This is a genomic window from Aggregatibacter actinomycetemcomitans, assembly GCF_003130205.1.
GTDB classification, from domain to species: domain Bacteria; phylum Pseudomonadota; class Gammaproteobacteria; order Enterobacterales; family Pasteurellaceae; genus Aggregatibacter; species Aggregatibacter actinomycetemcomitans_A.
In genome coordinates this window covers 202162-227437 of sequence record NZ_NRDF01000002.1, presented here as the reverse complement: position 1 = coordinate 227437, position 25276 = coordinate 202162, and the positions used below count along the sequence as shown (strand labels likewise).

Genomic DNA, 25276 nt, shown 5'->3' with positions numbered 1-25276 from the left:
TCAATGCAAAACCCGAAAAAGGCGTCATTATTTTTCCTGTTGTGGCGTAAGTTGTTGGTGTTTTTCCTGTTCCTGTGCTTCCAGTGCATCGCGCGCGGAGCGAATACTTCGCTCAATAATCGGAACGCGCCGGTCATCTTTCGGTAACAGTTTCAACATCATCGCCCAGCTGACCGCTGCCATTTTGTAATCTTCCGTTTCAAAATAACGGAATGCCAACAAACTCAAAGCTTCAACGTTGGTATGATCTTCACGAATGACTTCGCGCAATAAAATATCCCCTTTCAATTTATCCATTTCATCCTCGGAGAACATCAAAATGCGGGCGTACGCCAATTTATACAGATTATTTTTCGGCTCTAATTTATTGGCGCGGGCAAAGCTGTCTAATGCCATTCTCGGCTGTTCCAAATTCATGCCGATTTGCCCTAACAGCCACCAGTTTTTGGCGTTATCGGGATCTTTTTGCAAATCCACCCGCAGCGCCGTGGCAAATTGCTGCATTTCAGCATCGTTTAACGGATTTGTGCTTTCGCTTTTTAAGCGCTCATAGAAGTGCGGTAGTTTTTCCGCGCTTTTTTCCAGCATAATTTCCGCCTGCCAGGATCCCACAACAAAATACGCCGACACAGACAAAATGCCGAGTGCCAGAAAACCGGAAACAAACCACAGTTTGCCGTAGTTTTTTTCACTACGCGCCGCGCTTTCCGGCTGTGGTGGAATGTCTTCCAATAAGGATTTTTGCAATTCGGTTTTGAGCTGTTCGACGTTTTCCAACAAGCCTTGTTTTTCATCCCGTTCCAGCTCTTTTAAACGTTCAAAATAAAACGCCTTATTGAGATCGTCGCGACGGGTTGATTGGGTTTGCACAAAACGTGCAGACAGCAACGGGAAAAAACAAATTAACGCGGCAATCAGCGTTAACACAAAAATGCTTGTCCACAAATTCATTATTTATTTTCCCTATTTAACAGAGTATTAAGGCGTTGCTGCTGCGTTTCACTTAACGCCTGTGGCATGGCATCCGCCCCACTCGACATCGTTCTTTTACGCCCGAAAAGCCATACCAGCCCGAATAAAATCAAAGCAAAAGGCGCAACCCATAAAACAAGGGTGGCAACGGTCAACGGCGGATCATAAGTCACAAAATTACCATAGCGATCCACCATGTATTGCACCACATCCTGTTTGGATTTGCCTTCCTGTAGCAATTCAAACACTTTGGCGCGCATATCCACAGCAATCGCGGCGTTGGAATCGGCGATATTGTTATTCTGACATTGCGGACAGCGCAGTTCCTGCGTTAAGGCATGATAGTCGGCTTCCTGCTGTGGCGAACTGAAATTCAGCGCGTCAATGGCGGCAAATGCATTGATGCTGAAAAAAAGTGCGGTTAACAAAAAACAACGTTTTTTGAACGTTGGCTTTGCCAACGGCCCCGAAGGGGTGAATAAGCGAACAAGTGAGCTTATGAATATAAATAAAAGTGTTTTTTTCATTACTGCGCACCGCCTAATTTTTGGTAAATGGGCTGCAAGGTTTCCTGCCATACTTTCGCGTTCACATCACCCGCATGGCGATAATGAATCACACCGTTGCCGTCCACCAGGAAAGTTTCCGGCGCGCCATATACGCCTAAATCCAAGGCAAATGAACCTTTTTCATCTTTTAACACAGCCTGATAAGGATTGCCTAAATTTTTCAGCCATTTCGTCGCTTTGACACTGTTATCTTTATAATCCAAGCCGATAATCGGCACGCCCTGCTTCGCCAGTTTATTCAAATATTGGTGTTCCGCATAACAAGTCGGGCACCATGTCGCCCATACATTGAGTAAAAGCGGTTTGCCCTGTTTAAACAGCGTTTCATCATAGGTTTTATCCGACAATAAATCCTGCAACATCTTCGCTGGAACCGCCTTACCCACCAACGCCGATTCCAATGCTTTCGGATCACCACCCAGCGCATTGCGTTGTAATTGCACCAGAAAGGCGGTAACCAAAACGAAGAAAATAATTAAGGGTAAATATAATTTCTTTTTCATTATCAATACTCGATGATTCTATGAGGGCTTACTGTACGGTTTCTTTGTCTAAAATTTTACTAAACCGATAACGGCGGTCGGACATACATAATATCCCACCGAGCGCCATAAACAACCCGCCAAGCCATATCCAGCGGATAAACGGTTTGTAATACAAGCGCAACGCCCAGGAATTGTCGTCTAATTTTTCACCTAACGCCACGTATAAATCACGGCTGAAACCCCAATCGATCGCGGCTTCGGTCATCGGCATTTTGCTCACGGTGTATAAGCGTTTTTCCGCATAAAGCGTGGTTTCTTTTTTGCCGTCACGATGAATATCAATTTGCGCTTTGCCGCCGATGTAGTTCGGTCCGTTGGCATCGCTGATGCCTTTGAAGGTGAAATCATAACCGGCAATTTGCACCGTATCGCCAACCTGCATCCGCACATCCCGTTCTACGCTGTAATTTTGGCTGAAGGCAATGCCCCAAACGGTCATGGCGACACCTAAATGCGCCAAAATCATGCCCCAATGGGAGCGGGATAATTTGGTTATGCCGCGCCAAAAAGATTCACGATGCGTTGCCCGTTGTTGCATTTCATACAGACTCAACAGCACGATGATCACCGCCATCATGGTGCCTAGCACGGCGCTGACGGTTAATTTGTTTTGGAGCAAATACGGCAAGGCAAAACCGGCAAGAAGCATAATCATCAAGCTGACGATCACCGGCGTGCGAATAGCGGAGAATTGATCACGGCGCCATTTAACCAGCGGTCCGATACCCAATAACAAGGCGAACGGAGTCATAATAATCAGGAACATTTGATCAAAAAACGGCGCGCCGATGGAAATGGAACCCAAGCCTAATTGCTTGTGCACAAGCGGCAGCAACGTCCCCAGCAACACCACACAAAGTGCGGTCATTAATAAAATATTATTTAACAGCAGCAAACTTTCACGGGAATAGCGTTCCGCATTGTCGCGGGAACGAATTTGGCTACCTTTGTAGGCGTATAAGGTCAGTGAACCGCCGATCACCACGATTAAATATGCCAACACATATAAACCGCGGGTCGGGTCGGAGGCAAAGGCGTGTACCGAGACCAAAATACCGGAACGCACCAAGAAAGTACCGAGCAAACACAGCGAAAAGGCTAAAATCGCCAGCAACACCGTCCAGGCTTTAAAGGAGCCGCGTTTTTCCGTCACCGCTAAAGAATGTAACAATGCCGTGCCCGCCAACCAAGGCATGAAAGAGGCGTTTTCTACCGGATCCCAGAACCACCAACCGCCCCAGCCCAGTTCGTAATACGCCCACCAGGAACCAAGTACGATACCCAGGGTTAAAAAGATCCAAGCCGCCATAGTCCAAGGGCGTGACCAACGCGCCCAGGCGGTATCCAGTTTACCGGTCATTAAAGAGGCGATGGAAAAAGCAAAGGCGACGGAAAATCCCACATAGCCCATATATAACAACGGCGGGTGGAAAATTAAACCGACATCTTGCAATAATGGATTCAGCTCTTTGCCGTCCACCGGAAAATCAGGGAAAGTGCGGTTAAACGGGTTGGAGGTAAATAACACGAAAAGCAGGAAACCGATGCTGATAATGCCCATAATGCCGAGCACACGGGCGGTGGCTTCCTGCGGTAAGTGTTTGCTAAACAAGGCGACTGCCGCGCTCCACAACGACAACAACCAGATCCACAATAACAATGAACCTTCGTGGGAACCCCAAACGGCAGATAAACGATAGCAAATAGGCAAGGTGGTATTGGAATTGTTCACCACATATTGCACACTGAAATCATTCATGGCGAACAAATAAAACAAGGCGCCGAATGAGAAGGTTAATACAGCAAACAAACCATAGGTCATCGGGCGTGCTAAGGACATCAGTTGGGCACTGCCTTTTTCCGCGCCCCATAAAGGGAAAATCGCCAGTAAAACGGCGATCGCCAGACTCAGGGCTAAGGCATAATTTCCTAATTCTGCAATCATTACCGACCTTCTTTCATTTTTTCCTTACGATCGCGTTCGCTTTCGCCTTTCAGATCAGAGATGCCCATCGGTTTATGGACTTTTTGCATTTGTTTTTCCAGATCCGGCGGTACATAGTTTTCATCGTGTTTTGCCAACACTTCGGTGGCTTCCAACAAGGTCGGTTCTTTTAGCACACCCTGTGCCACAATGCCCTGCCCTTCACGGAACAAATCCGGCAAGATACCTTCATATTCCACGCTGATGGAAGGACCAATGTCATTTAAATCGAATCGCACTTTCAGGCTTTTTGGATCCCGTTGCACCGTGCCGGCAACCACCATGCCGCCGACACGAATGCGCTGCCCCACTTCCGGTTTTTGGTCGGCATTGTCATTTTTGCCGTACACCACTTCCGACGGGGTATAGAATAAATCGATATTTTGACGTAACGCGTACAACACCAGCGCCGAAGCCACTGCCACACCTAACAGAACAAATAAAACAACAGACAAACGGGATTTACGTCTTGGGTTCATAGCGTTTCTCCTTTTTGTTTCAATTGTTGTAAACGGGTTTCACGTTGTTGTTCACGTTTGATGGATTTTAACACCGCACTTTTGCCGGCAAGGCTTTGCACAATTAACACCCCAATTACCAATAAACTTAAACCATAAGAAAGCCACACATAAAAACCGTAGCCGCCCATGTTGATAAACTCACCCCAAGATTGAAAAAACATATTTCCCCCCGTAAACACTAAAGTTTTTCAGCCAACGCTTTTACCCACGGGCGTTTGGCGTCTTCTTTTAATAATTCAGTGCGGTAACGCACTAAGGTCAACCAAATAGATAAAACCATAAAACCGAAGATACACAAAATCAGCGGAATCAACATCGGTGTGGCGATAGACGGGCGTTCCAGCTTGGTGATACTCGCCCCTTGGTGCAACGTGTTCCACCATTCCACCGAGAAATGGATAATCGGCAGATTCACCACGCCTACAAGGCATAATACGCAGGCGGCTTTTGCACCCACATTGCGATCCTGAAAGGCGGAATATAAGGCAAGTACGCCTAAATATAAGAAAAACAAAATTAATTCGGCGGTTAAACGGGCATCCCACACCCACCAGGTACCCCACATGGGTTTGCCCCAAATGGCGCCGGTAACCAAGGCTAAAAAGGTAAATAACGCCCCAATCGGCGCCATGGCAATCATCGCCAACTGTGCCTGTTTAATTTGCCACACTAATGCCACCAACGCGGCAATTGCCATAGAGCCGTAAACGCCCATAGACCAAATCGCCGTCGGCACGTGCACATACATAATGCGGAAGCTATTGCCCTGTTGATAATCTGCCGGTGCGAACGCCAGCCCCCAAACGATACCGACCGCTAATAAAAGTGCGGTCAAAATCGCAAAGAAAGGGCTAAACTTACCGCATAATTGATATTGTGTTTCCGACTTTGCATAAGGATGCAACCACTTCCACATAAATTATCCTCTATTGATCCAAACTAATCCGCAACGCCGTCGCAATCGCAAAAGGCGATAAGGTAACAACGGCGGCTAAAATCGCACCGAGAATGGCTAATTGCCCGCCGTAAGGTAAATTCAATGCGGCGGCATCCAGTACCGACGCAGAAAAAATCAGCACCGGAATAAATAACGGCACCACCAATAAACTCAATAACACACCGCCTTTGCGCAACCCCACCGTAAGCGCCACGCCAATGGCGCCAAGGCAGCTCAACACCGGCGTACCTAATAACAAAGTCAACACTAACGCCCACCAAATTGCGCTTTCCAATGACAGCAATAATGCGGCGACAGGCGATAACAAAATCAACGGCAAGCCCGTGAGTAACCAATGAGCAAACACTTTCGCCAATGCCGTCAACATCAACGGTTGCGGCGTGAGCATGAGTTGTTCCAGAGAACCGTCAATAAAATCGTCGCGAAATAAGCGCTCAAAAGACAGCAATGCAGACAACAACGCCGCCACCCAAGCCACACCGGGCGCAATGCGGGAAAGCAATTTCGGATCGGGTCCGATAACCAGCGGAAACAACGTAATCACGATGAGGAAAAACCACAACGGATTTAAAATTTCCGCCTGTTTGCGCATGGCGATTTGTAATTCGCGTTTAATAATCTGCCAAAAAATCATGCCATTACTCTGCACATTTAAACTGTTCTAAATGGATTTTTTTCAACCGCGAACTTGGCACTTCCTGATGGCTGGTTAAAATCACGATGCCATCATGTTGCGCGTGTCGCTCAAAAAGTGCGGTCAATACCGCCACACCTTTTTTGTCGATGGCATTGAAAGGCTCGTCTAAAATCCACAACGGTGTTTCCGACAACCACAAACGCGCCAGAGCGATGCGTTTTTGCTGCCCGGCAGATAGCTGCGCCGCCGGAATATCTTCACGACCAAGCAAGCCCACGGTTTGCAACACCTCCCACAAGATGTCGTCGCCCTGCCGGCAGCGTCCGATTTGCTGATAAAAACGCAGATTTTCCCACGCCGTCAATTCGGGTTTAATGCCGCTTTGATGCCCCAAATACAGCAAATCATCATGAAAGGCTTCACGCTGTTTTAAAATCTCCTCGGAATTCCACCGCACTTTTCCTTCCAGCGGCGTTGCAAGCCCCGCAATAATGCGTAGCAAACTGGTTTTACCGATACCGTTATGCCCTTCAATCTGCACAAAATCGCCCGCCCGAATATGTAAATTCAGGTGGTGAAATAACACTTTGTCACCACGCTGACAGGCAAGTTGTTCAAGATTGAGTTGATGGTGCATGATAATTTGTGATTCAAACCGATTTTAGCGGGGCATTCTATCATAAGGTGAAGGAACGGCGTAGGCAGGAAAGTGCAAAATCATATAACTCTTTCGCGGTACTTTGAGATATTTTTGATTTAGAACAAATTTATCTGTCCGTTGCGGATTACAATAATGCGCTTTTTAAAATTATAAATTGCGCGCGGTTAAAAAATAGTAGCAAACTACCGCCATCACCGAACAAGCCGTCATGGTCAGCAACATTGGCGTTGCGCTGCGCATATTCATAAGGGCAACCAGCGATCCCACGCAGGCACCGGTGCCGAAACGCACGCTGCCCACCATCGAATTTGCCGAACCGGCGGCGTTCGGGAATTTTTCTAAAATAGACGCCATGGCGTTGGAAGAAATCAGTGAGTTTTGCCCCACAAAAATCGCTATGCCGATTGCCATTGCCCAAAAGCCCAAATCCAGCAACACTACTAGAACCAGCCAACTCGCTGCCAAAAACTGAACCGTCAAACCAACGCGCAACATGGTTTCCGCGCCGACTTTATGCACCAATCGCCCATTCAGGAAGGAACCAAAGATCATCACCGCGATGTTCAACATGAAGAAATAACCAAAATTTTCTGGCTTAATGCCATAAATACCGATATACACAATAGACCCCGCCGTGACGAAAGAAAATAAGTCCCCGAATGCAAAAGAGGCGGCGAACATATACCCCAGCACCGGTTTTTGCTTCCATAACGCCATGAAATTACGGGCAATAATATTCAACCGTAGGGGAATACGTTTTTCTTTATGATGAGTTTCCGGCACCACAAAAAAGACCAGCAGGATACTTAACAAGCCCATCATGGCGATCACATAAAAAATCGCGTGCCAATGGAAGAAATACACGATATAACCGCCCAGAATCGGCGCCACCAAAGGTGCCACCATAAACACCAGCATGATGGTTGACATCATTTTGGACAGCTCGTTTTTATCGAACAAATCCCGTAACAGCGCGCCCACCAACACCACCGGTGCCGCGCCAAAAAAGCCTTGAATGAAACGAAGTGCGGTGAAATTACCGATTGCATGGATTTGCGTCAGGATCAATGCCACCAATGCCGCCACGGTCACGCCCAATAAAATAATCGGTTTACGCCCGAAACTGTCACCGAACGGCCCCCAGAATAACTGTCCGAGCGCCAAGCCATAAGCAAAGGACGTTAACGTATGTTGCACCTGATCATTGCTCACCTGAAAATCCTGCGCGATATTTAAAAATGCAGGCAGATACATATCCACGCTTAACGGCGGCAGCATGGACAAAATGCCTAAGACAGCAACAAAAATAACATTCGTTTTAACGGTTTTGCTTGAAGTCAACGGCTTACTCTCCGGAAAAATACGCAATTTCCTCCGCGCTTAACGCACGAAAATCGCCTTCTGCTAAATTGTCATCCAAGGTCAGATTGCCGATTTTCCAACGATGCAACCCGACCACTTTATTGCCCAATGCAGCAAACATCCGTTTCACCTGATGATAACGCCCTTCGCTGATAGTTAAATTCACGTTGTAATCATCTAAAATTTCAAGCGCTGCCGGCTTGGTGAGATCTTTCTCGCCGCGCAGCAAAATGCCTTCGGCGCAGGCTTGCGCATAATTAGCTTCCACCGGATCTGCCAGCGTCACCAAATAGGTTTTCGGCTGATGATGTTTTGGTGAAGTAATGCGATGCGACCACTGCCCGTCATCGGTTAACAACACCAAGCCCGTGGTATCCACATCCAGCCGCCCTGCGCTGTGCACGCGGGCGGATAAGGGATAATCGAAAAACTGATAAATGGAAGGATGCTCGCCCTCCTCATGGGAACACACATACCCCTGTGGCTTGTTAAACATCAAATATTGCCCGGCTTCCATCCACGTCAGCAATTCACCGTCAAAATAAATCGCATCTTGCGGCGATACTTTGGTCGCCCCACTTTTCTCAATTTTACCGTTAATCGTAACCGCACTTTGACGCAACACCTTCGTCGCCTGTGAACGGGTCAGCCCTGTATGCTCCGCTAAAAATTTATCTAATCGCATAATGATCCTTTTATTTTCCTTGCCCGCATTATAAACCCAAATGGATTTTTCTGCCTGATGAAAAACGTTTGGAAAAACCACCGCACTTTTCCCCCATGCACAACCATCCACCAAGAAAATCGTCAGGAATGTGTGAAATATCACAGAATTCTTTTGGAATTTAATTATAATACTTGGTGTTTTTTCACCCTGTTATTCAAAAAAGAGGATTTATTTTATGGATGAACAACTTAAAAAAGCCGCTCTCGATTTTCATGAATTTCCGATTCCGGGGAAAATTGAAGTTACTCCGACAAAATCTCTTGCGACCCAACGCGATTTAGCGTTGGCATATTCACCGGGCGTGGCGGCACCTTGTTTGGCAATTCAGGCGGATCCTGCTGATTCCTATAAATATACCTCGCGCGGCAATTTGGTTGCAGTGATTTCCAACGGAACCGCGGTGCTCGGGTTGGGCAATATCGGCGCGTTAGCTGGTAAGCCGGTGATGGAAGGAAAAGGCGTGTTGTTTAAAAAATTCGCCGGGGTGAACGTGTTCGACATTGAAATCAACGAACAGGATCCGGATAAATTGGTGGATATTATCGCTTCCCTTGAGCCGACCTTCGGTGGGATTAACCTGGAAGACATTAAAGCGCCGGAATGTTTCTATATTGAACGCAAACTCCGCGAAAGAATGAATATTCCGGTCTTCCATGATGACCAACACGGCACGGCGATTATTTCTGCGGCGGCGGTGTTGAACGGTTTACGCATCGTCGGTAAAAAAATTGAAGACGTGAAATTGGTGGCTTCCGGTGCGGGCGCGGCGTCTATCGCCTGTTTGAACCTGTTGGTTTCTCTCGGTATGAGACGGGAAAATATCACGGTGTGCGATTCCAAAGGGGTCATTTATAAAAACCGTGACGACCGTATGGACGAAACCAAAAAACTTTACGCCATTGATGACAACGGCAAACGCACGTTAGCCGACGCTATTCCGAATGCGGATATTTTCTTGGGCTGCTCTGCAGCAGGTACGTTGACGCAAGATATGGTGAAAACCATGGCGGCACACCCGCTGATTTTAGCATTGGCAAACCCTGAGCCGGAAATATTACCGCCGCTCGCCAAAGCCGTGCGCCCGGACGCCATAGTGTGTACCGGACGTTCCGACTATCCGAACCAAGTCAACAACGTCCTGTGCTTCCCGTTCATTTTCCGTGGGGCGTTAGATGTGAGCGCCACCACCATTAACGAAGAAATGAAATTGGCGGCGGTGCGCGCCATTGCCGATTTGGCGTTGGCGGAACAAAGCGAAGTGGTCACTTCAGCTTACGGCGACAGCGAATTGTCTTTCGGCCCGGAATACATCATTCCGAAACCGTTCGATCCGCGTTTGATCGTGCGTATCGCGCCTGCGGTAGCAAAAGCCGCCATGGATTCCAGCGTGGCAACCCGTCCGATTGATGATTTCGATGCTTATATCGAAAAACTAACGCAATTCGTTTATAAAACCAACCTGTTCATGAAACCGGTATTCGCGCAAGCCAAACAGGACAAAAAACGCGTCTTGCTCACCGACGGCGAAGAAACCCGCGTATTACACGCCGTCCAGGAAATCGCCACATTGGGCATTGCTTACCCGATTTTACTGGGTCGTCCGAGCGTCATTGAACAACGCATTAAAAAACTGGGCTTGCACATTCAGGCAGGACGTGATTTTGATCTGATCAACATCGAAAACGACGAACGCTACAACCAATGCTGCACCACCTACTACAATATGCTTAAACGCGCCGGTATCACACCGGGTATTGCCAAACGCGAAATGTTCAATAACCCGACTGCCATCGGTTCCGTGTTGTTACATTTAGGTCATGCCGACGCCATGTTGTGCGGCTTGGTCGGACATTACGCGTCCCACTTAAAAACCATCAAAAACGTCATCGGTTTACGTTCAGACGTACGCACGCCGGCAACGGTGAACGGTTTGGTATTACCGACCGGCAACCTGTTCCTGACCGATACCTTCGTGAACAACGATCCGAGCGCGGAAGAACTTGCCGAAATTACCATGATGGCGGCAAAAGAAGTGCGTTTATTCGGTATCGAACCGCAAATCGCCTTGATCTCACATTCCAATTACGGCAGCAACAACAGCCCAAGTGCGGTCAAAATGCGCGACGTTTTAGCCTTAGTGCGGGAAAAAGCGCCGGAACTCAACATTGATGGCGAAATGCACTGTGACGTGGCATTGTCTCAACATTTACGTGACGAAGTGATGCCGGACAGCCCGTTAAAAGGCGCGGCAAATCTGCTCGTGATGCCAAACATGGAAGCGGCGCGTATCAGCCTGAACCTGTTACAAGGCACGGCAACACCGACCACCGTAGGGCCGATTCTCATGGGCTTGAACAAACCGGCGCACATTTTGACCTCCGTATCTTCCGTTCGCCGTATTATCAACATGGTGGCGATTGCTGCAGCCAAGGCCCAATAACGACTTAACAAAAAATAAAGAAGATGGCTAATCACCATCTTCTTTGTTTGTTAATAAATTGTAACGTTTAATGATTCCAATCAATCTTTGTGCTATCATTTTGGCATTTTATACTCAATCAACCCTAAGAAAAGGAAAACGTTATGGCTTATACTTTACCTGAATTAGGCTATGCCTATGATGCATTAGAACCCCACTTCGATGCACAAACCATGGAAATCCACCACAGCAAACATCACCAAGCATATGTTAACAACGCGAATGCGGCGCTAGAAAATCCCCCTGAATTACAAGCACTTTCCGAAGGCTGCCCGGGCAAATTATTGGCGCACTTAAGCGAAATCACCCCGGAAAAACGCCCGGCATTACGCAACAACGTGGGCGGTCACTTAAACCATAGCTTATTCTGGAAAAGCCTGAAAAAAGGCACAACCTTAAAAGGCCCATTGAAAGATGCCATCGAACGCGATTTCGGTTCCGTTGAAAACTTCAAAGCAGAATTTGAAAAAGCGGCAGCAACCCGTTTTGGTTCCGGCTGGGCATGGTTAGTTTTAGAAAACGGTAAACTTGCCGTAGTTTCCACCGCCAACCAAGACAATCCAATTATGGGCAAAGAATACGCCGGCTGCTCCGGTGTGCCGATTTTCGGTTTAGACGTTTGGGAACACGCTTACTACTTGAAATTCCAAAACCGCCGCCCGGATTACATCAAAGAATTCTGGAACGTACTGAACTGGGATTTCGCCAATGAACGTTTTGAAAAAATCTTAGCCGATACACCACACTAATTCGCTAAACGGATAAATTCCAAAGCCGCCTGAAAATTTGCTCCTTCAGGCAGCTTTTCTTTACTGATAAAAACCTAAAAGTGCGGTGGGTTTAAAAAACGTTTTTCAAACCCACCGCACTTTGGGGATAATGTCTGCTTTTAACGGCTATGGATAATCCCTTTCTTTTCAATTTGTTCCGATTATATTGATAAAGAATACAGGGTTGCTTACATTGTCAAGCCACGTGGAAGAACAAATTTATGAATTTTTGATTTAAGTCACAAATATCGTTATAAAATTATTATAGGATAAATCGTCAGCCGTATCAGAAACCACTGAGATGTTCGGTTTATGAATTGTTAACTTTGTTTATTTAACAGGAGATACGGCGGTTTACCCTGTTATAACGAAAGGAAGGAAACAAATGAAAACGAAATATTTATTGGCGGCGCTGACTGTCGCCTGCACATTATCCGCATGCAGCCAAGCTGCCGGGGGTTTGGCGGATGGTCTACTGAAACCGTTCGATCCGAAAGCAAAAGACTGGAAGCAGTTAACCATCTCCGAATCTGTTCCCGATAACGGCACTTTGGAACTAACCGACCGCGGCGGCAAAACTCGGATCTTGCATAAAGGTGGCGTTCTGGATACAGGCTATTTGAGAACCGATAAGGTCTCTGACTACGATTACGTCAAAAAAATCAACGTGAACGGTCAAATAATCGAATTGGAACGAGGCGATTTTCTGATATATAAACAGAATAATTCCATCGTCGCCGCTACGTTAGCGAAACAGAAAACCAACGCAGATGGTACACGCTCCTCTACCTTTGATTTCCATGTCAACGAAATTCAAGGGCGAGACATCGCCTTTAATAATCTGCCGGCTTCGGGACAGGTAAACTATCGCGGCATCGCATTTACCGGCGATGACCGTGGAGGTCGTTTATCCTACACTATCGACTTCGCCAAAAAACAAGGCAGCGGTAGCATCAGTGGTCTACGTGGCGACTATAACGTAGATTTGGCGCAAACAGACATCCGCGCAATGGGAAACGGTTCCGGGTTGAGTGGTAAAGCTGTGAAAAATGGCGTGGAAAAAGGAAATTACACGCTAAAAATCTTCGGCAGCAAGGCAGAAGAAATCGCCGGTAAAGCCGAGATCAAAACCGGTAAGGGAACTCAAGAAATCGGTCTGGCAGGTAAAAAAGAATAAACTCGGTTTTCCTCTGTTCGGTGTAAAGGTGGTCTGAAGCTTTCAATACGGGTTTCTACCACCTTTTCTATCCATTAATCGGTTCGTAGAAAAATCCATGCTACACGCCGCAAGTTAGAATTATTACCTGACTTACGGTGGGTGCCCTATTGCAGGTTTAGGAAATGATGGTAAAAACAACCGCACTTTTTTATCACATCGTTTAAAACGTATTACATTGCGCCGGATCCGCCGTATTTACACCACGTTTAAACCATTGCAAACGTTGTGCCGATGTGCCGTGGGTAAAGCTGTCCGGTACTACATAACCTTGACTGCGTTTTTGCAAACGATCGTCGCCGGCGGATTCCGCCGCATTGAACGCCTTTTCAATATCGCCGCTTTCAAACAACCCTTTTCGGATTGCCTGACCAGCCCACACGCCCGCGTAACAATCCGCCTGTAATTCCAGCTTTACGGAAAGCTGATTAGCTTCCGTACGGGAGGTTTGTCGTTGCAGACGATGAACCTGCGCTAAGGTGCCGAACAGATTTTGCACATGATGCCCCACTTCATGGGCAATCACACAGGCAAACGCCGCTTCGCCCGCCGCGCCGAGCTCATTTTTCATGTCGTTATAAAAGGATAAATCTAAATACACCCGTTGATCATTGGGGCAATAAAAAGGCCCCATTGCCGATTGACCGGTGCCGCACGCAGTCGGTGTCGCGCCGTTATACAACACCATCGTCGGTTCGATATATCGTTTATTATGTTTGGCAAAATATGCATTCCAAACATCTTCCGTATCACCCAGCACCACTTTGGAAAGCCCAGCCAGCTCTTGTTCCTGCTGCGATTGCAAAGGTGTGGTTTGTGTTGCCTCCATATCAATATCGCCGACCAAGCCCGATAAATCCACGCCATAATAAGCGCCCACTAAAATAATGATTAACCCGAGAATGCCGGTAGGTCTGCCTCCACCGAAACCACCACCTGATGAACGTCTGTCTTCCACGTTTGAGCTTTCTCTACGCCCTTGCCAACGCATAACCCTTCCTATTGATTAAGTGAAATTTGCGCCATTCTAATCCATAACCTTTTTCTCGCCTACTGTTTTATTTCTAGACTTATCTGATTGAATTGGTTATGTTGTGATTCCCGTTCATTCATCAATAAGGAGAGAAAAAATGGGTTTATTTGATTTTGTCGGCGACATAGGTAAAAAAATCTTCAGCAAAGCAGAAGAGGCTTCCGCAGCCGTTACCAAACACATTAACGAAGACAATCCCGGCGTTGCCGATGTGGAAGTAAAAGTGGAAAACGGCGTGGCGAAAATCACCGGTGTCGCCAATTCCGCCACCGCGCTGGAAAAAGCCGTGTTAATGGCGGGCAATATTGTCGGTATCAGCGAGGTCAATATTGATGAAGTGACCGTGCAAAATGGTGAAAAGGTTGCCGGCGACGATGAATTTTACGTGATTCAAAAAGGCGACACCCTTTGGAAAATCGCCGAAAAACATTACGGCAACGGCAGCAAATACACCGCCATCGTGGCAGCCAATAAAGAAGTGATTAAAGACGCGGATAAAATCTTCCCGGGGCAAAAAATTCGTTTGCCGAAAAGCTTGTAGATTTGGCTTAAAAAATGTTTTGGGAAATGACCGCACTTTAAATTTAAAATTGAAGTGCGGTTATTTTTTTCGGTGTTTTTCATATGGTGCTACTTTTTAAACTTGCGCCATATTTTATCTTCCTGTCCGCGCCAGAGACGTTGGATATTTTCGTGATGGCGATAGATCAGCAGACAGCAAACCAAAGCGACGGGAAAGGTGAATTCGGGCTTGAACCACCACACATAAAGCGGCACCAGTAATGCGGTGACGACGGCACTGAGGGAGGAATAGCCGCTGATGAGAAACACAACAAGCCAGGTGCCAAGTGTCGAAAATAAGACGCCCCAAGCGATAGGCGCGATAGCACCGAAAGCGGTGGCGACACCTTTGCCACCTTTAAATTTAAAGAAAATCGGGAAAATATGCCCTAAACACGCCCCTAACGCCACCATGCCCAATTCAAATTGCGTTAACCCCAAATAATAGCCCAACCACACCGGTAACATGCCTTTTAAGATGTCGAAAATAAGCACCGCCAAGGCAATCCAACGCCCACCGATACGCAACACGTTGGTTGCGCCGGGGTTATGGGAACCGGAGGTTCTGGGGTCCGGCAAGCCAGTGATTCGGCATAATACAATCGCACCGGAAACGGAACCGAGCAAGTAGCTCAATAGCATATAAAAAAGGGCGAAAAGGCTCATTGGACTTCCTATGACTGGAGAAAAAGAGTTCGTCTATTGTACCCAAAGTTGGTAGTATAAGCCCACAAAAATTTTAGGAATAACAATAGGAACACCATGCAAGATCTGATTTTTATCGAAGGTTTAACGGCATTTGCGCAAATCGGCATTTATAACTGGGAACAACAAATTAAACAAAAACTCATTTTTGATGTCGAAATGGCGTGGGATAGTCGTCAGGCGGCAGCTGCCGATGACGTTCAATTTGCATTAAATTATGCGGAAGTCAGCCAATTCATTATTGATTATGTGCAATCCAAACCGTTTTTGTTAATTGAGCGGGTTGCCAATGAAGTGGCGGAACAATTACAACAACAATTTAAAATTTCGTGGCTTCGCCTCAAATTAAGTAAACCGAAAGCCGTCGCGCAAGCGGAAAACGTCGGTATTATTATTGAGCGTGGTCGCTAAAAATCAGAGAAAAAAACAATTTGAAAGGTTTATTTTTACGCATTATTGCGGGCTTGTGCCTGTTGTTATGGGCAATTGATATGGTGTTTCCGTGGCAGCAAATTATGCATTCGGAAGAAAATGCTTATCATGCCATTCAAGATCGCAGCAAACTGGTGGTGGGGACGATTAATAATCCTATTTCTTATTTCATCAATGCCGAAGGCGAATCCGGCTTGGAGTACGAATTAAGCAAAGCCTTCGCCGATTATTTGGACGTGGAACTTGAAATGCAGCCGATGAATAACACGGATGATCTTTTTTCCGCGTTAAACGATCATCAAATTGATATTGCCGCCGCCAATTTATTTTATCATCCGACCAAAGCCGAGCATTTTCAGCTTGGTCCGTCCTATTATTCTGCTTCTTGGCAAATTGCTTATCGTAAAGGGAAAAATCGCCCGCGTTCGTTAGCGCAAATTAACGGCAGCCTTGTGGTTCCCGACAGCTCCGAATTGCAGCAAATTTTAAAAGAAGCGCAGCTGAAAAACCCGAAATTAAGCTGGACGGTAGACAGTAAATTAACGCAGGAAGAATTATTGTTACAGGTAGCGGAAGGGAAAATTGATTATACCATCGCCAATTCTTTAGATATTTCTGCCACCCAGCAAATTAAACCGCAAATTGCCGTGGCTTTCGATTTAACCGATGAAATGAGCGTACATTGGTATTTGCCGAACAATTCTTCAAGTGAATTACAATCGGCATTGCTGGGCTTCATGAACAGCTCAATTGATTCGGGCTTAATCGCCAACATCGAAGAGAAATATTTTAATCATTTTCGTCAGTTTGACTATGTGGACATCAAATCCTATTTGAATTCCATTGAAACGATTCTCCCGAAATTTGAACCGCTCTTTACCAAACACAAAGGCAATTTGGATTGGCGTTTATTGGCGGCAATCGCGTATCAGGAATCCCACTGGAACCCGGATGCCACATCGCCCACCGGCGTGCGTGGCATGATGATGTTGACCAAAGACACCGCAGAACGCATGAAAATCAGCGACAGAACCGACCCGGAACAAAGCATTAAAGCCGGTTCCGAATACTTACATTGGCTAATCGAACAGATTCCCGACAGCATTAACAGTGAAGATCGTATTTGGTTCGCCCTTGCCGCTTACAATATGGGATTAGGGCATTTATTGGATGTGCGCCGTTTAACCAAAAATTTAGGCGGCAATCCGGATAATTGGCTGGATGTGAAAAATAACTTGCCTTTGTTGGCAGAAAAGCGATATTACCGTAATCTGAAATACGGTTATGCCCGTGGTTATGAAGCTTTTCAGTATGTGGAAAATATTCGGCGCTATATGAACAGTATCATGAATTATTACCGCATTCAGGAAAAACAAAACGATAAAACCACGGAAACTGCCACAGGGCAGACGAAAACACAAAGTAAATAAGGGGGGTAATCATGCTTAGAAGACGTTTTCTAAAACCGGCTAAAAAGAAATTTTTTCACCAACAACAAGCCCGTGCTTTGCGCCTGAAACATTTAAAACAACGCAAAGCCAAGCTATTCGCCCGCCATGCCTTACAATTTGTCGTGCAGGATATATAAAACAAAAAATGGTGCAGTTTTTAAGCTGCACCATTTATGGTTAAGTTAATTAAATAAACGTCTTCTTCCTCTATTATCAAGACGTTTAAATTGGCCAATTAACACTAACACCAAAACAATCAAATACACGGCAAATATCACTACAATCCACTGCGCCATGGAAAGCCCTAACCACGACCAAACCACATCGCTGCAAGAACCGGTGGGTTGGAATAATGCCGGAAACCATTTATCCAGCGGCAAGGTCTGCGGAAATTCCGGCAAATAGGAACATTGATTCCAAGGTGCCTGATGCAGTTGATAATCGACGTGCTTAAGGGAAATTAATAACCCTTTCACGGTACTGAAAAACGCGATAAGTAATGCCAATAAACGGAAAACCAAAAAGCGCGGTGCAATTAATCCGACAATGCCGGCAAAAGCAATACCGAATAAGGCAACCCGTTCATAAATACACATGACGCAGGGTTGTAGTTCCATGCCGTATTGGAAGTAAAGTGCCGTGCCTTCTAACGCCAATGCTGAAATAACCAACAACAACCAACCGGTACGTTGCACGGAAAGTGTTTTGAAAAATTTTAGCATTGCGTCTTTCCTCCTAAAAAATGCTAAATCGGCATGATCAAGCCTAAGTTTGCCAGCCAAATAGTCATCGGCGGCAAAATATATTCCACGGCGAACAAACCCACTAACGACAACACAATGGTATAAGGCAACGCCATGTAAACCATTCTACCATAAGAGAGGTTGATTAGGGGCGCCAAAGAGGAAGTCAATAAAAACAAGAACGCAGCCTGTCCGTTTGGTGTCGCTACAGAAGGCAGGTTGGTACCGGTATTAATCGCTACCGCCAATAATTCAAATTGATGTGGCGGAATCACATTAGCAGTTAAGGCATTTTTTGCTTCATTGATATAAACCGTTGCAACGAACACGTTATCGGAAATAGCGGATAACAAACCATTAAAGGCATAGAATAAAGTTAATTGAACAGTTTCCTCTGAAGATAAAACGTAATGAATAATCGGCGCAAACAGTTTTTGGTCAATAATCACGGCAACTACGGTAAAGAACACCACCAATAATGCAGTAAACGGCAAAGATTCCTGGAATGCTTTACCCAATGCATGTTCGCTGGTAACACCACAAAGTGCGGTGCAAAAAATAATGACACTTAAACCGATTAAACCGACAGACGCCAAGTGAAATGCTAAACCGATAATCAACCAAATCCCGACAATTGCCTGCGCGATAAGCTTTAAACGCTCCTGCTTGGTCATTTTTTTCATACTGGCTTTATCAAATTCAGATAAAACCATCCATACTTGATTTGGTAATTTCGCGCCATAACCAAAGAGATGAAACTTTTCTATTACTACGCAGGTTAGTAGCCCGAATAAAAAGACCGGAATCGTCACTGGCACCATACGAAAAAAGAATTCAACAAAATTCCAACCCGACTGTTCCGCAATGATTAAATTCTGTGGTTCGCCCACCATGGTCATTACGCCACCGAGCGCAGTACCCACACAGGCATGCATCATCAAATTACGTAAAAATGCGCGAAACTCCTCTAAAGTTTCACGATCTTTACCTATTTTCTCATCATTAGTAATATCGGTAGGATCGTAGAATGTACCACCCGATGCCACTTTGTGATATACCCCATAAAACCCCATAGCCACGCTGATAATGACAGCCACTACGGTTAACGCATCTAAGAAAGCAGATAAAAACGCGGCACTAAAACAGAAAGATAAGGAAAGCACCAATTTGGAATGAATATTAAGAAGAAGCTTAGTAAACACGAAAAGCAACAATTGTTTCATGAAGTAAATCCCTGCCACCATAAACATCAAGAGCAAAATCACTTCAAAATTTGCCAGCACTTCTGCTTTAATGTGAGCAGGATTTGTCATTCCTATAAATACCGCTTCAATGGCAAGTAACCCACCGGGCTGTAACGGATAACATTTTAGCGCCATGGCTAAGGTGAAAATGAATTCAATGACCAATAACCAACCCGCCCAAAAAGGTGAAATCGCAAATAAGACGGGATTAATGACAAGAAATGCGACGATCGCTATTTTATACCAGCCCGGGCTGGAACCGAGAAAGTTTTTAAGAAGTGCCTGTGTATAATTACTATCCATAAAGTTGACCTTAATTTCTTAATTAATAATATATTAACCTAATACCGTTCAAGGTAGTTCAGCGCTAAACTGTGTCAAAAATAGCAGATGATGTCAACGAATTTAAAAAATAATTATCTAATTGTAATGTATAGTCGTTTCAACGATAATAAAGCCGTTTTTTTATTTGATAACTACTGATAATACCGAATTACTATGAATAACAATTCCCCCCTTCTGAAAGCACAAAGCCCGGCGGCGTTAGCAGAAGAATACATTGTAAAAAGCATTTGGAATAATCATTTCCCACCCGGTTCGGATTTGCCGGCTGAACGTGAATTGGCCGACAAAATCGGTGTTACCCGCACCACCCTGCGTGAAGTTTTGCAACGATTGGCACGTGACGGCTGGTTAAATATCCAACATGGCAAACCCACCAAAGTTAATGATATTTGGGAAACTTCAGGTTTAAACATTCTGGAAACCATGATCCAACTTGACGGTTCACGCCTGCCTTCGCTGATTGCCAATATGCGTTCCGCGCGCACCGACATTTCCATGATCTACATTCCGAAAGCCTTTAAACGCGCACCCGAGCGTTCTCTGCATATCCTTCACCCGATGGACAACTTGGAAGATACCGCGGAAACCTATACAAAATTCGACTATGACGTATTCCGCAATCTGGCTTTTGCTTCCGATAATCCCGTTTACGGACTAATTTTGAACAGCTTTAAAAGCTTATATACCAGAATCGGTTTATTCTATTTTCAAAGCGCCGAAGCACGCGAATTAGCAAGACGGTTTTACTTCAACCTAAGGGATATTTGCCAACGCCAAACCATCGAAGAAGTCGCTCCTTGCATTTTAAAATATGGCAAAGAAAGCAGCGCACAATGGACGAAAATGCAGGAATTTTTACCGAAAGATTTCGGCGAGTATACATAAAAGTGCGGTAGTTTTTTTCGGTATTTTTTCTTTATCATGCTGAAAAACACTGATAAAAACCACCGCACTTTTCAAGTTCAAAAGAAAAGAAACCCCGAATTATCGGGGTTTCTGTTTGACGGTTCTTATTGATGATAATGAGACAAGAATCCGGCGAATTTGCCCAACGCTTCTTCAATTTGATGCACATACGGCAAGGTGACGATACGGAAGTGATCCGGTGAGTGCCAGTTAAAACCGCGACCGTGTACCAACAACACTTTTTCCTGCGCCAACAAATCAAACACCATTTTTTCATCGTCATACATATTGAATTTTTTGATGTCGATTTTCGGGAACATATACAACGCACCCATCGGCTTGGTGCAGCTGATGCCAGGAATCTGATTAATTAATTCGTAGGCTTTATTCCGTTGCTCCAACAAACGCCCGCCCGGCAGGATAAATTCGTTAATGCTTTGATAGCCGCCCAAGGCGGTTTGAATGGCGTGTTGCATCGGCACATTGGCGCACAAACGCATAGACGCCAACATATCCAAGCCTTCAATATAACCTTTGGCGTGTTTTTTCGGTCCGTTCAGAATCATCCAGCCTTGACGGAAACCGGCAACACGATAGGCTTTGGATAACCCGTTCAACGTCACCGTTAATAAATCCGGCGCCAAGGCGGCGATATGATGGTGTACCGCGCCGTCGTATAGAATTTTGTCGTAAATTTCATCGGCAAAAATAATCAGATTATGTTGGCGCGCCACTTCCACAATGTCCAACAATAAGTCTTTGCTGTACACCGCGCCCGTCGGGTTATTCGGGTTAATAATCACAATGGCTTTGGTGCGCGTGGTGATTTTGCTTTTAATGTCTTCCACATCGGGGAACCAATCCGCCTGTTCATCGCATAAATAATGTACCGCTTTGCCGCCCGCCAAAGTTGCCGCCGCCGTCCATAACGGGTAATCCGGCATCGGGATCAACACTTCATCGCCGTCATTCAGTAGCGCCTGCATTGCCATGGTAATCAACTCGGACACGCCGTTGCCGATATACACATCGTTTACCGTTACGTTACGAATATCTTTCGATTGATAATATTGCACAATGGCTTTGCGCGCCGAATAAAGTCCTTTGGAATCGCAATACCCTTGCGCCGACGGCAAATTACGCAACACATCCACCAAAATCTCATCAGGCGCTTCAAAACCGAACGGCGCGGGGTTGCCGATATTCAGTTTTAAAATTTTATGCCCTTCTTCTTCGAGACGCAGTGCCTCTTTGTGCACGGGTCCGCGAATATCATAACAAACGTGCTCTAATTTATCGGATTTCGGAAAGCGTTCCATAGTTTCGACCTTAGTGATTAAGAAATGAAATATTTTGTAAAAAATTCCCGCAAAGTGCGGTAGAATTGCGACCTATTTTTAACTTATTTTCCCATTAAAGACAATGCTTTTTCAAAATGGATAGTTTGCAATCAATAAAAGCGCAATTAATTAGCCAAATTCACCAATTAGAATCAGAACAACATGCCATTTCGGTTTGCTCGGCGCAGGTCGAAGGCAACGTTAATTTGCTTGCCTGGTTAAAAGCGCAACCGCACTATCCGCAATGCTATTTCAAATTACAACAAGGCGAATCGGCTTTTGCCACCATCGGTGAAGTGCGCTCCTTTGATCAATTAGCTGCCGCCCAACATTTTATCGAACACGCCGACGTCTCTTTATTCGGCGGCATGACCTTTAACGGCGACACCTATTTTTTTCTGCCGCAACTGCTGTTGGAACAAACGCAACATCGGCTTACGGTGAAGGTCTTTATCGATCACGCCGATTTCCAAAAAAGCAAGCAGCAGGCATTGGCAGCCTTAAAAACACTGGAAAAAACCACCGCACTTTTAGACGTGCAAAGTGAGGCGACCCAAATCCACCGGCAAGCCGACCAATCCCGTTGGCAACATTGGGTTGAACAGGCGTTAGCGCAAATTAGAAATGGCTATGTGGGCAAACTGGTGCTGGCGAACGAAACCACATTTCAGCTTAACGCGCCATTAAATGCGCAGGATTTTCTCGCCAAAAGCGAAGCCCATAACCACGGTTGTTATCATTTTTTATTGGCGAAAAGCCCTTCTTCCATCTTTCTTGGTTCCACGCCGGAACGCCTATACGCACGCCATCAGTGCAAGCTCACCACCGAAGCCCTTGCCGGCACGGCGTTGATGACCGACGATCCCGCAGAAAACCGTCAACAGGCGCAATGGCTCTTGCAGGATGGGAAAAATATTCACGAAAATCAGCTGGTTGCCGAGGGCATTTGCGCTAATTTAAGTGCTTTTGCGAAACAAATTCAGCTCGGTGAAATCGGTTTGAAGCCACTGCGTCGGGTACAACATTTACGCCGTGAAATCACCGCACTTTTAACGGAAAACTGCACCGATTTGGATTGTTTGAAAGCAATCCACCCTACCGCCGCCGTTGCCGGTTTGCCGCAACAAACCGCCAAAACCCTACTGGCACAAATTGAAAACTACGATCGGAGCTGGTATGCAGGCACACTGGGCTTTTTTAATCGGGAGCGAGCCGAATTTTGCGTAACCATTCGTTCCGCCTTTATTGAAGCGGACAAAATTCGCGTTTTTGCCGGCGCCGGTATTGTTGAAGGGTCTGTTCCCTTGCTAGAATGGCAGGAAATTGAGCGTAAAGCCGCCGGTTTAATCTCATTGTTACAAATAACGGAATCTAAAAACGGAGAGAAAAAATGTCAGTAAGCGTATTTAATCGTTGTTGGTCGAAAGTGATCTTGGAAACCCTTGTGCGTCAAGGCGTGTCCCACTTTTGTATCGCGCCCGGTTCGCGTTCGACCCCGCTGACATTGGAAGCCGTTCGTTTGCAAAACGCCAACCGCGCCCTTTGCCACACGCACTTCGACGAACGCGGCTTAGGCTTTTTTGCCCTTGGTGTGGCGAAAGCCACCAAAAAACCCGTTGCCGTTATCGTCACCTCCGGCACGGCTGCCGCAAATTTATACCCGGCGATCATCGAAGCGCGCCAAAGCCATATCAACCTCATCATACTCACCGCCGATCGCCCGCCGGAATTATGGGAATGCGGCGCCAATCAGGCGATTTTACAAGAAAATATGTTCGGCAATTATCCGTTGGCGAGCCTGAACTTACCGCGCCCAAGTCAGGATTATGCGGCAGGCTGGCTCATTTCCAAAATCGAACAGGCTTGTCATCAGCAAACGGAGGAAGGCGGCGTTATACACATTAACGTGCCATTCGCCGAGCCGTTATATGACGCCAATGTGGAAGAAATTGACGTGCACCCGTGGCTGGCGCAGGTTCAGCGTTGGTTAAGCCAAAATAAAAGCTGGACGACTTATCCTGCCTTGCACCAAGAAGTGATCATTCACGAGCATTGGGATCACTGGCGTACCAAGCGCGGTATTATCGTGGCGGGCAGAATGCCGGCGGAACAAGCCATGGGTATCGCCGCCTGGGCAAATACTATGGGTTGGGTGCTGTTGACGGACATTCAATCGGGTGTGGAAGCATCATTGCCTTACGCCGATATTTGGCTTGCCAATCAAACGGTTAAACAAAAAATGTTACAGGCGGATATTGTCATTCAGCTTGGTAGCCGTTTTATCAGCAAACGCATTAATCAATTTTTATCAGAATTTAAAAACGAATATTGGATTGTGGACGAAAACCCGCAAGCCGTGGATCCGTATCATCACTCGCATACCCGTTTTGTTGCCAAAATTCACCATTGGTTACGCGCCCACCCGCCGTTAAGACAAAAACCTTGGCTGTTGGAAGCGTTGGCGCTGTCCAAATTCTGCGCCACATTCATTGAGCAACAAGTGGGCGGCAATTTGAACGAAGCCTCTTTGGCTCATCATATTGAACGCCTGCTGCCGAACAATGGCGCACTTTTCCTGGGTAACAGTTTATTTGTGCGTTTGGTGGATGCGCTGACCAAATTGCCGGAAGGCTATCCAATTTACACCAATCGCGGCGCCAGCGGTATCGACGGTTTACTTGCCACCGTTGCCGGCATCGGTATCGGCTCCAATCAGCCGGTGGTCGCGTTAGTAGGCGACACCTCCGCGTTGTATGATTTAAACTCGCTGGCATTGTTCAAAAAAATCACCCAACCAACGATTCTCTTCATCATCAACAATAACGGCGGGGCGATTTTTGATATGTTGCCGGTGGAGGCAGAGGTGAAAGACAAATTCTACCGAATGCCGCATCACACGGAATTTTCCCAAGTAGCGTCCATGTTCGATTTGAAATATGCCCGCCCTTACACCTGGGCGGATTTGAGTTCCGTGCTGAAGCAAGCCTATTCACGCCGTGAAGCCACCATCATCGAAATCAAAGTAGCGCCGAACGACGGCAGCACCGTTTATAAACGTCTGATTGAACAAATCAGTTATGCCGTCGTCGGCGAATAAACACCCCCATCAAAAGCA

26 protein-coding genes are annotated in these 25276 nt (G+C 46.2%); 10 read left to right on the top strand and 16 right to left on the bottom strand.

All coding sequences use genetic code 11. The features are described 5' to 3' along the window. Positions 1–27 precede the first annotated feature (27 nt). From ccmI to rsuA, 11 genes are all read right to left on the bottom strand, one after another. The gene (ccmI, locus tag DK423_RS03180) at positions 28–951 is read right to left on the bottom strand and encodes a c-type cytochrome biogenesis protein CcmI (protein WP_005558724.1); all 924 of its coding nucleotides are present in this window, start codon (positions 949–951) and stop codon (positions 28–30) included. Beyond that, positions 951–1499, bottom strand: coding sequence for a cytochrome c-type biogenesis protein (locus tag DK423_RS03175; protein ID WP_032996815.1), 549 nt, complete (start codon positions 1497–1499; stop codon positions 951–953). Before DK423_RS03175 ends, ccmI begins: the two co-directional genes overlap by 1 nt. After that, the gene (locus tag DK423_RS03170; RefSeq protein ID WP_005558722.1) at positions 1499–2044 is read right to left on the bottom strand and encodes a DsbE family thiol:disulfide interchange protein; all 546 of its coding nucleotides are present in this window, start codon (positions 2042–2044) and stop codon (positions 1499–1501) included. Before DK423_RS03170 ends, DK423_RS03175 begins: the two co-directional genes overlap by 1 nt. 28 nt (positions 2045–2072) lie before the next feature. Continuing rightward, entirely contained in the window at positions 2073–4031 is a 1959-nt protein-coding gene (locus DK423_RS03165) for a heme lyase CcmF/NrfE family subunit (protein ID WP_005558721.1), read from the bottom strand. Further along, positions 4031–4549 (bottom strand): cytochrome c maturation protein CcmE, encoded by a 519-nt coding sequence (gene ccmE, locus DK423_RS03160; RefSeq protein WP_005558720.1) that lies wholly within the window; start codon positions 4547–4549, stop codon positions 4031–4033. The genes DK423_RS03165 and ccmE overlap by 1 nt, the downstream gene beginning before the upstream one ends. Further along, positions 4546–4752 carry a heme exporter protein CcmD gene (gene ccmD / locus DK423_RS03155; RefSeq protein ID WP_005558719.1) on the bottom strand — a complete coding sequence of 69 codons (207 nt, stop codon included), beginning with the start codon at positions 4750–4752 and terminating at the stop codon, positions 4546–4548. Before ccmD ends, ccmE begins: the two co-directional genes overlap by 4 nt. Before the next feature lie 17 nt (positions 4753–4769). Continuing rightward, positions 4770–5507, bottom strand: a complete 738-nt coding sequence (locus DK423_RS03150) for a heme ABC transporter permease (RefSeq protein ID WP_005558717.1) — start codon at positions 5505–5507, stop codon at positions 4770–4772. A gap of 10 nt (positions 5508–5517) precedes the next feature. Beyond that, positions 5518–6183, bottom strand: a complete 666-nt coding sequence (ccmB, locus tag DK423_RS03145) for a heme exporter protein CcmB (RefSeq protein ID WP_005558715.1) — start codon at positions 6181–6183, stop codon at positions 5518–5520. A 4-nt stretch (positions 6184–6187) separates the two neighbouring features. Beyond that, positions 6188–6823, bottom strand: a complete 636-nt coding sequence (gene ccmA, locus DK423_RS03140) for a cytochrome c biogenesis heme-transporting ATPase CcmA (RefSeq protein ID WP_005558713.1) — start codon at positions 6821–6823, stop codon at positions 6188–6190. A gap of 171 nt (positions 6824–6994) precedes the next feature. Further along, a complete protein-coding gene (locus DK423_RS03135) occupies positions 6995–8188 on the bottom strand; it encodes a Bcr/CflA family multidrug efflux MFS transporter (protein WP_061886144.1) in 1194 nt (397 codons plus the stop codon). A gap of 4 nt (positions 8189–8192) precedes the next feature. Continuing rightward, complete coding sequence (gene rsuA, locus DK423_RS03130) at positions 8193–8894, bottom strand: 16S rRNA pseudouridine(516) synthase RsuA (RefSeq protein ID WP_032996833.1); 702 nt, start codon at positions 8892–8894, stop codon at positions 8193–8195. Between the two features lie 217 nt (positions 8895–9111). Between rsuA and DK423_RS03125 the strand changes: the two genes are divergently transcribed. The 3 genes from DK423_RS03125 (at position 9112) to DK423_RS03115 (ending at position 13362) form a co-directional block, all read left to right on the top strand. Beyond that, positions 9112–11376: an NADP-dependent malic enzyme gene (locus DK423_RS03125; protein ID WP_061886724.1), complete on the top strand. Its 2265-nt coding sequence runs from the start codon at positions 9112–9114 to the stop codon at positions 11374–11376. Positions 11377–11519: 143 nt separating this feature from the next. Next, a complete protein-coding gene (locus DK423_RS03120; RefSeq protein ID WP_005558703.1) occupies positions 11520–12164 on the top strand; it encodes a Fe-Mn family superoxide dismutase in 645 nt (214 codons plus the stop codon). Positions 12165–12570: 406 nt separating this feature from the next. Beyond that, positions 12571–13362 carry a factor H-binding protein gene (locus tag DK423_RS03115; protein ID WP_005558701.1) on the top strand — a complete coding sequence of 264 codons (792 nt, stop codon included), beginning with the start codon at positions 12571–12573 and terminating at the stop codon, positions 13360–13362. Between the two features lie 202 nt (positions 13363–13564). Here the strand turns inward: DK423_RS03115 and ypfJ are convergent, their stop codons facing one another. Further along, entirely contained in the window at positions 13565–14392 is an 828-nt protein-coding gene (ypfJ, locus tag DK423_RS03110; protein WP_005558700.1) for a KPN_02809 family neutral zinc metallopeptidase, read from the bottom strand. A gap of 139 nt (positions 14393–14531) precedes the next feature. Here ypfJ and lysM point away from each other — a divergent pair, with 139 nt between their 5' ends. After that, positions 14532–14975: a peptidoglycan-binding protein LysM gene (lysM, locus tag DK423_RS03105; RefSeq protein ID WP_005558699.1), complete on the top strand. Its 444-nt coding sequence runs from the start codon at positions 14532–14534 to the stop codon at positions 14973–14975. A gap of 89 nt (positions 14976–15064) precedes the next feature. Here the strand turns inward: lysM and plsY are convergent, their stop codons facing one another. After that, positions 15065–15661, bottom strand: coding sequence for a glycerol-3-phosphate 1-O-acyltransferase PlsY (plsY, locus tag DK423_RS03100; RefSeq protein ID WP_061886043.1), 597 nt, complete (start codon positions 15659–15661; stop codon positions 15065–15067). A gap of 96 nt (positions 15662–15757) precedes the next feature. Between plsY and folB the strand changes: the two genes are divergently transcribed. The 3 genes from folB to DK423_RS11100 are packed head-to-tail and all read left to right on the top strand — an operon-like array spanning position 15758 to position 17720. Further along, entirely contained in the window at positions 15758–16111 is a 354-nt protein-coding gene (folB, locus tag DK423_RS03095) for a dihydroneopterin aldolase (protein ID WP_005558697.1), read from the top strand. A 20-nt stretch (positions 16112–16131) separates the two neighbouring features. After that, on the top strand, positions 16132–17562 hold the full coding sequence (mltF, locus tag DK423_RS03090) for a membrane-bound lytic murein transglycosylase MltF (protein WP_005558696.1): 1431 nt from the start codon (positions 16132–16134) through the stop codon (positions 17560–17562). A gap of 11 nt (positions 17563–17573) precedes the next feature. Further along, positions 17574–17720 (top strand): hypothetical protein, encoded by a 147-nt coding sequence (locus tag DK423_RS11100; protein WP_005558695.1) that lies wholly within the window; start codon positions 17574–17576, stop codon positions 17718–17720. Between the two features lie 45 nt (positions 17721–17765). Here the strand turns inward: DK423_RS11100 and dsbB are convergent, their stop codons facing one another. Both dsbB and nhaB read right to left on the bottom strand, forming a co-directional pair. Continuing rightward, positions 17766–18305 carry a disulfide bond formation protein DsbB gene (gene dsbB, locus DK423_RS03085; RefSeq protein ID WP_005558693.1) on the bottom strand — a complete coding sequence of 180 codons (540 nt, stop codon included), beginning with the start codon at positions 18303–18305 and terminating at the stop codon, positions 17766–17768. A gap of 23 nt (positions 18306–18328) precedes the next feature. Further along, on the bottom strand, positions 18329–19873 hold the full coding sequence (gene nhaB / locus DK423_RS03080; protein WP_005558691.1) for a sodium/proton antiporter NhaB: 1545 nt from the start codon (positions 19871–19873) through the stop codon (positions 18329–18331). A 195-nt stretch (positions 19874–20068) separates the two neighbouring features. On the opposite strand from nhaB, the gene fadR reads away from it, so the two are divergent. Beyond that, positions 20069–20800: a fatty acid metabolism transcriptional regulator FadR gene (fadR, locus tag DK423_RS03075; protein WP_005558689.1), complete on the top strand. Its 732-nt coding sequence runs from the start codon at positions 20069–20071 to the stop codon at positions 20798–20800. A gap of 125 nt (positions 20801–20925) precedes the next feature. Here the strand turns inward: fadR and DK423_RS03070 are convergent, their stop codons facing one another. Further along, on the bottom strand, positions 20926–22140 hold the full coding sequence (locus tag DK423_RS03070) for a pyridoxal phosphate-dependent aminotransferase (RefSeq protein ID WP_005558686.1): 1215 nt from the start codon (positions 22138–22140) through the stop codon (positions 20926–20928). 116 nt (positions 22141–22256) lie between these two features. On the opposite strand from DK423_RS03070, the gene DK423_RS03065 reads away from it, so the two are divergent. Both DK423_RS03065 and menD read left to right on the top strand, forming a co-directional pair. Then, complete coding sequence (locus DK423_RS03065) at positions 22257–23561, top strand: isochorismate synthase (RefSeq protein WP_005558684.1); 1305 nt, start codon at positions 22257–22259, stop codon at positions 23559–23561. After that, positions 23552–25258 carry a 2-succinyl-5-enolpyruvyl-6-hydroxy-3-cyclohexene-1-carboxylic-acid synthase gene (gene menD / locus DK423_RS03060; RefSeq protein WP_005558682.1) on the top strand — a complete coding sequence of 569 codons (1707 nt, stop codon included), beginning with the start codon at positions 23552–23554 and terminating at the stop codon, positions 25256–25258. The genes DK423_RS03065 and menD overlap by 10 nt, the downstream gene beginning before the upstream one ends. Positions 25259–25276: the final 18 nt, after the last annotated feature.

Bases quoted from the DNA above. Each gene is read 5' to 3' on its own strand.
- DK423_RS03065 (WP_005558684.1), top strand. From the start codon at position 22,257: ATGGATAGTTTGCAATCAATAAAAGCGCAATTAATTAGCCAAATTCAC.
- ypfJ (WP_005558700.1), bottom strand. From the start codon at position 14,392: ATGCGTTGGCAAGGGCGTAGAGAAAGCTCAAACGTGGAAGACAGACGT.
- folB (WP_005558697.1), top strand. From the start codon at position 15,758: ATGCAAGATCTGATTTTTATCGAAGGTTTAACGGCATTTGCGCAAATC.
- lysM (WP_005558699.1), top strand. From the start codon at position 14,532: ATGGGTTTATTTGATTTTGTCGGCGACATAGGTAAAAAAATCTTCAGC.
- DK423_RS03150 (WP_005558717.1), bottom strand. From the start codon at position 5,507: ATGTGGAAGTGGTTGCATCCTTATGCAAAGTCGGAAACACAATATCAA.
- DK423_RS03170 (WP_005558722.1), bottom strand. From the start codon at position 2,044: ATGAAAAAGAAATTATATTTACCCTTAATTATTTTCTTCGTTTTGGTT.
- dsbB (WP_005558693.1), bottom strand. From the start codon at position 18,305: ATGCTAAAATTTTTCAAAACACTTTCCGTGCAACGTACCGGTTGGTTG.
- ccmB (WP_005558715.1), bottom strand. From the start codon at position 6,183: ATGATTTTTTGGCAGATTATTAAACGCGAATTACAAATCGCCATGCGC.
- DK423_RS03070 (WP_005558686.1), bottom strand. From the start codon at position 22,140: ATGGAACGCTTTCCGAAATCCGATAAATTAGAGCACGTTTGTTATGAT.
- DK423_RS03175 (WP_032996815.1), bottom strand. From the start codon at position 1,499: ATGAAAAAAACACTTTTATTTATATTCATAAGCTCACTTGTTCGCTTA.
- DK423_RS03165 (WP_005558721.1), bottom strand. From the start codon at position 4,031: ATGATTGCAGAATTAGGAAATTATGCCTTAGCCCTGAGTCTGGCGATC.
- ccmI (WP_005558724.1), bottom strand. From the start codon at position 951: ATGAATTTGTGGACAAGCATTTTTGTGTTAACGCTGATTGCCGCGTTA.
- ccmA (WP_005558713.1), bottom strand. From the start codon at position 6,823: ATGCACCATCAACTCAATCTTGAACAACTTGCCTGTCAGCGTGGTGAC.
- DK423_RS11100 (WP_005558695.1), top strand. From the start codon at position 17,574: ATGCTTAGAAGACGTTTTCTAAAACCGGCTAAAAAGAAATTTTTTCAC.
- DK423_RS03115 (WP_005558701.1), top strand. From the start codon at position 12,571: ATGAAAACGAAATATTTATTGGCGGCGCTGACTGTCGCCTGCACATTA.
- rsuA (WP_032996833.1), bottom strand. From the start codon at position 8,894: ATGCGATTAGATAAATTTTTAGCGGAGCATACAGGGCTGACCCGTTCA.
- plsY (WP_061886043.1), bottom strand. From the start codon at position 15,661: ATGAGCCTTTTCGCCCTTTTTTATATGCTATTGAGCTACTTGCTCGGT.
- DK423_RS03120 (WP_005558703.1), top strand. From the start codon at position 11,520: ATGGCTTATACTTTACCTGAATTAGGCTATGCCTATGATGCATTAGAA.
- fadR (WP_005558689.1), top strand. From the start codon at position 20,069: ATGAATAACAATTCCCCCCTTCTGAAAGCACAAAGCCCGGCGGCGTTA.
- nhaB (WP_005558691.1), bottom strand. From the start codon at position 19,873: ATGGATAGTAATTATACACAGGCACTTCTTAAAAACTTTCTCGGTTCC.
- DK423_RS03125 (WP_061886724.1), top strand. From the start codon at position 9,112: ATGGATGAACAACTTAAAAAAGCCGCTCTCGATTTTCATGAATTTCCG.
- menD (WP_005558682.1), top strand. From the start codon at position 23,552: ATGTCAGTAAGCGTATTTAATCGTTGTTGGTCGAAAGTGATCTTGGAA.
- ccmD (WP_005558719.1), bottom strand. From the start codon at position 4,752: ATGTTTTTTCAATCTTGGGGTGAGTTTATCAACATGGGCGGCTACGGT.
- ccmE (WP_005558720.1), bottom strand. From the start codon at position 4,549: ATGAACCCAAGACGTAAATCCCGTTTGTCTGTTGTTTTATTTGTTCTG.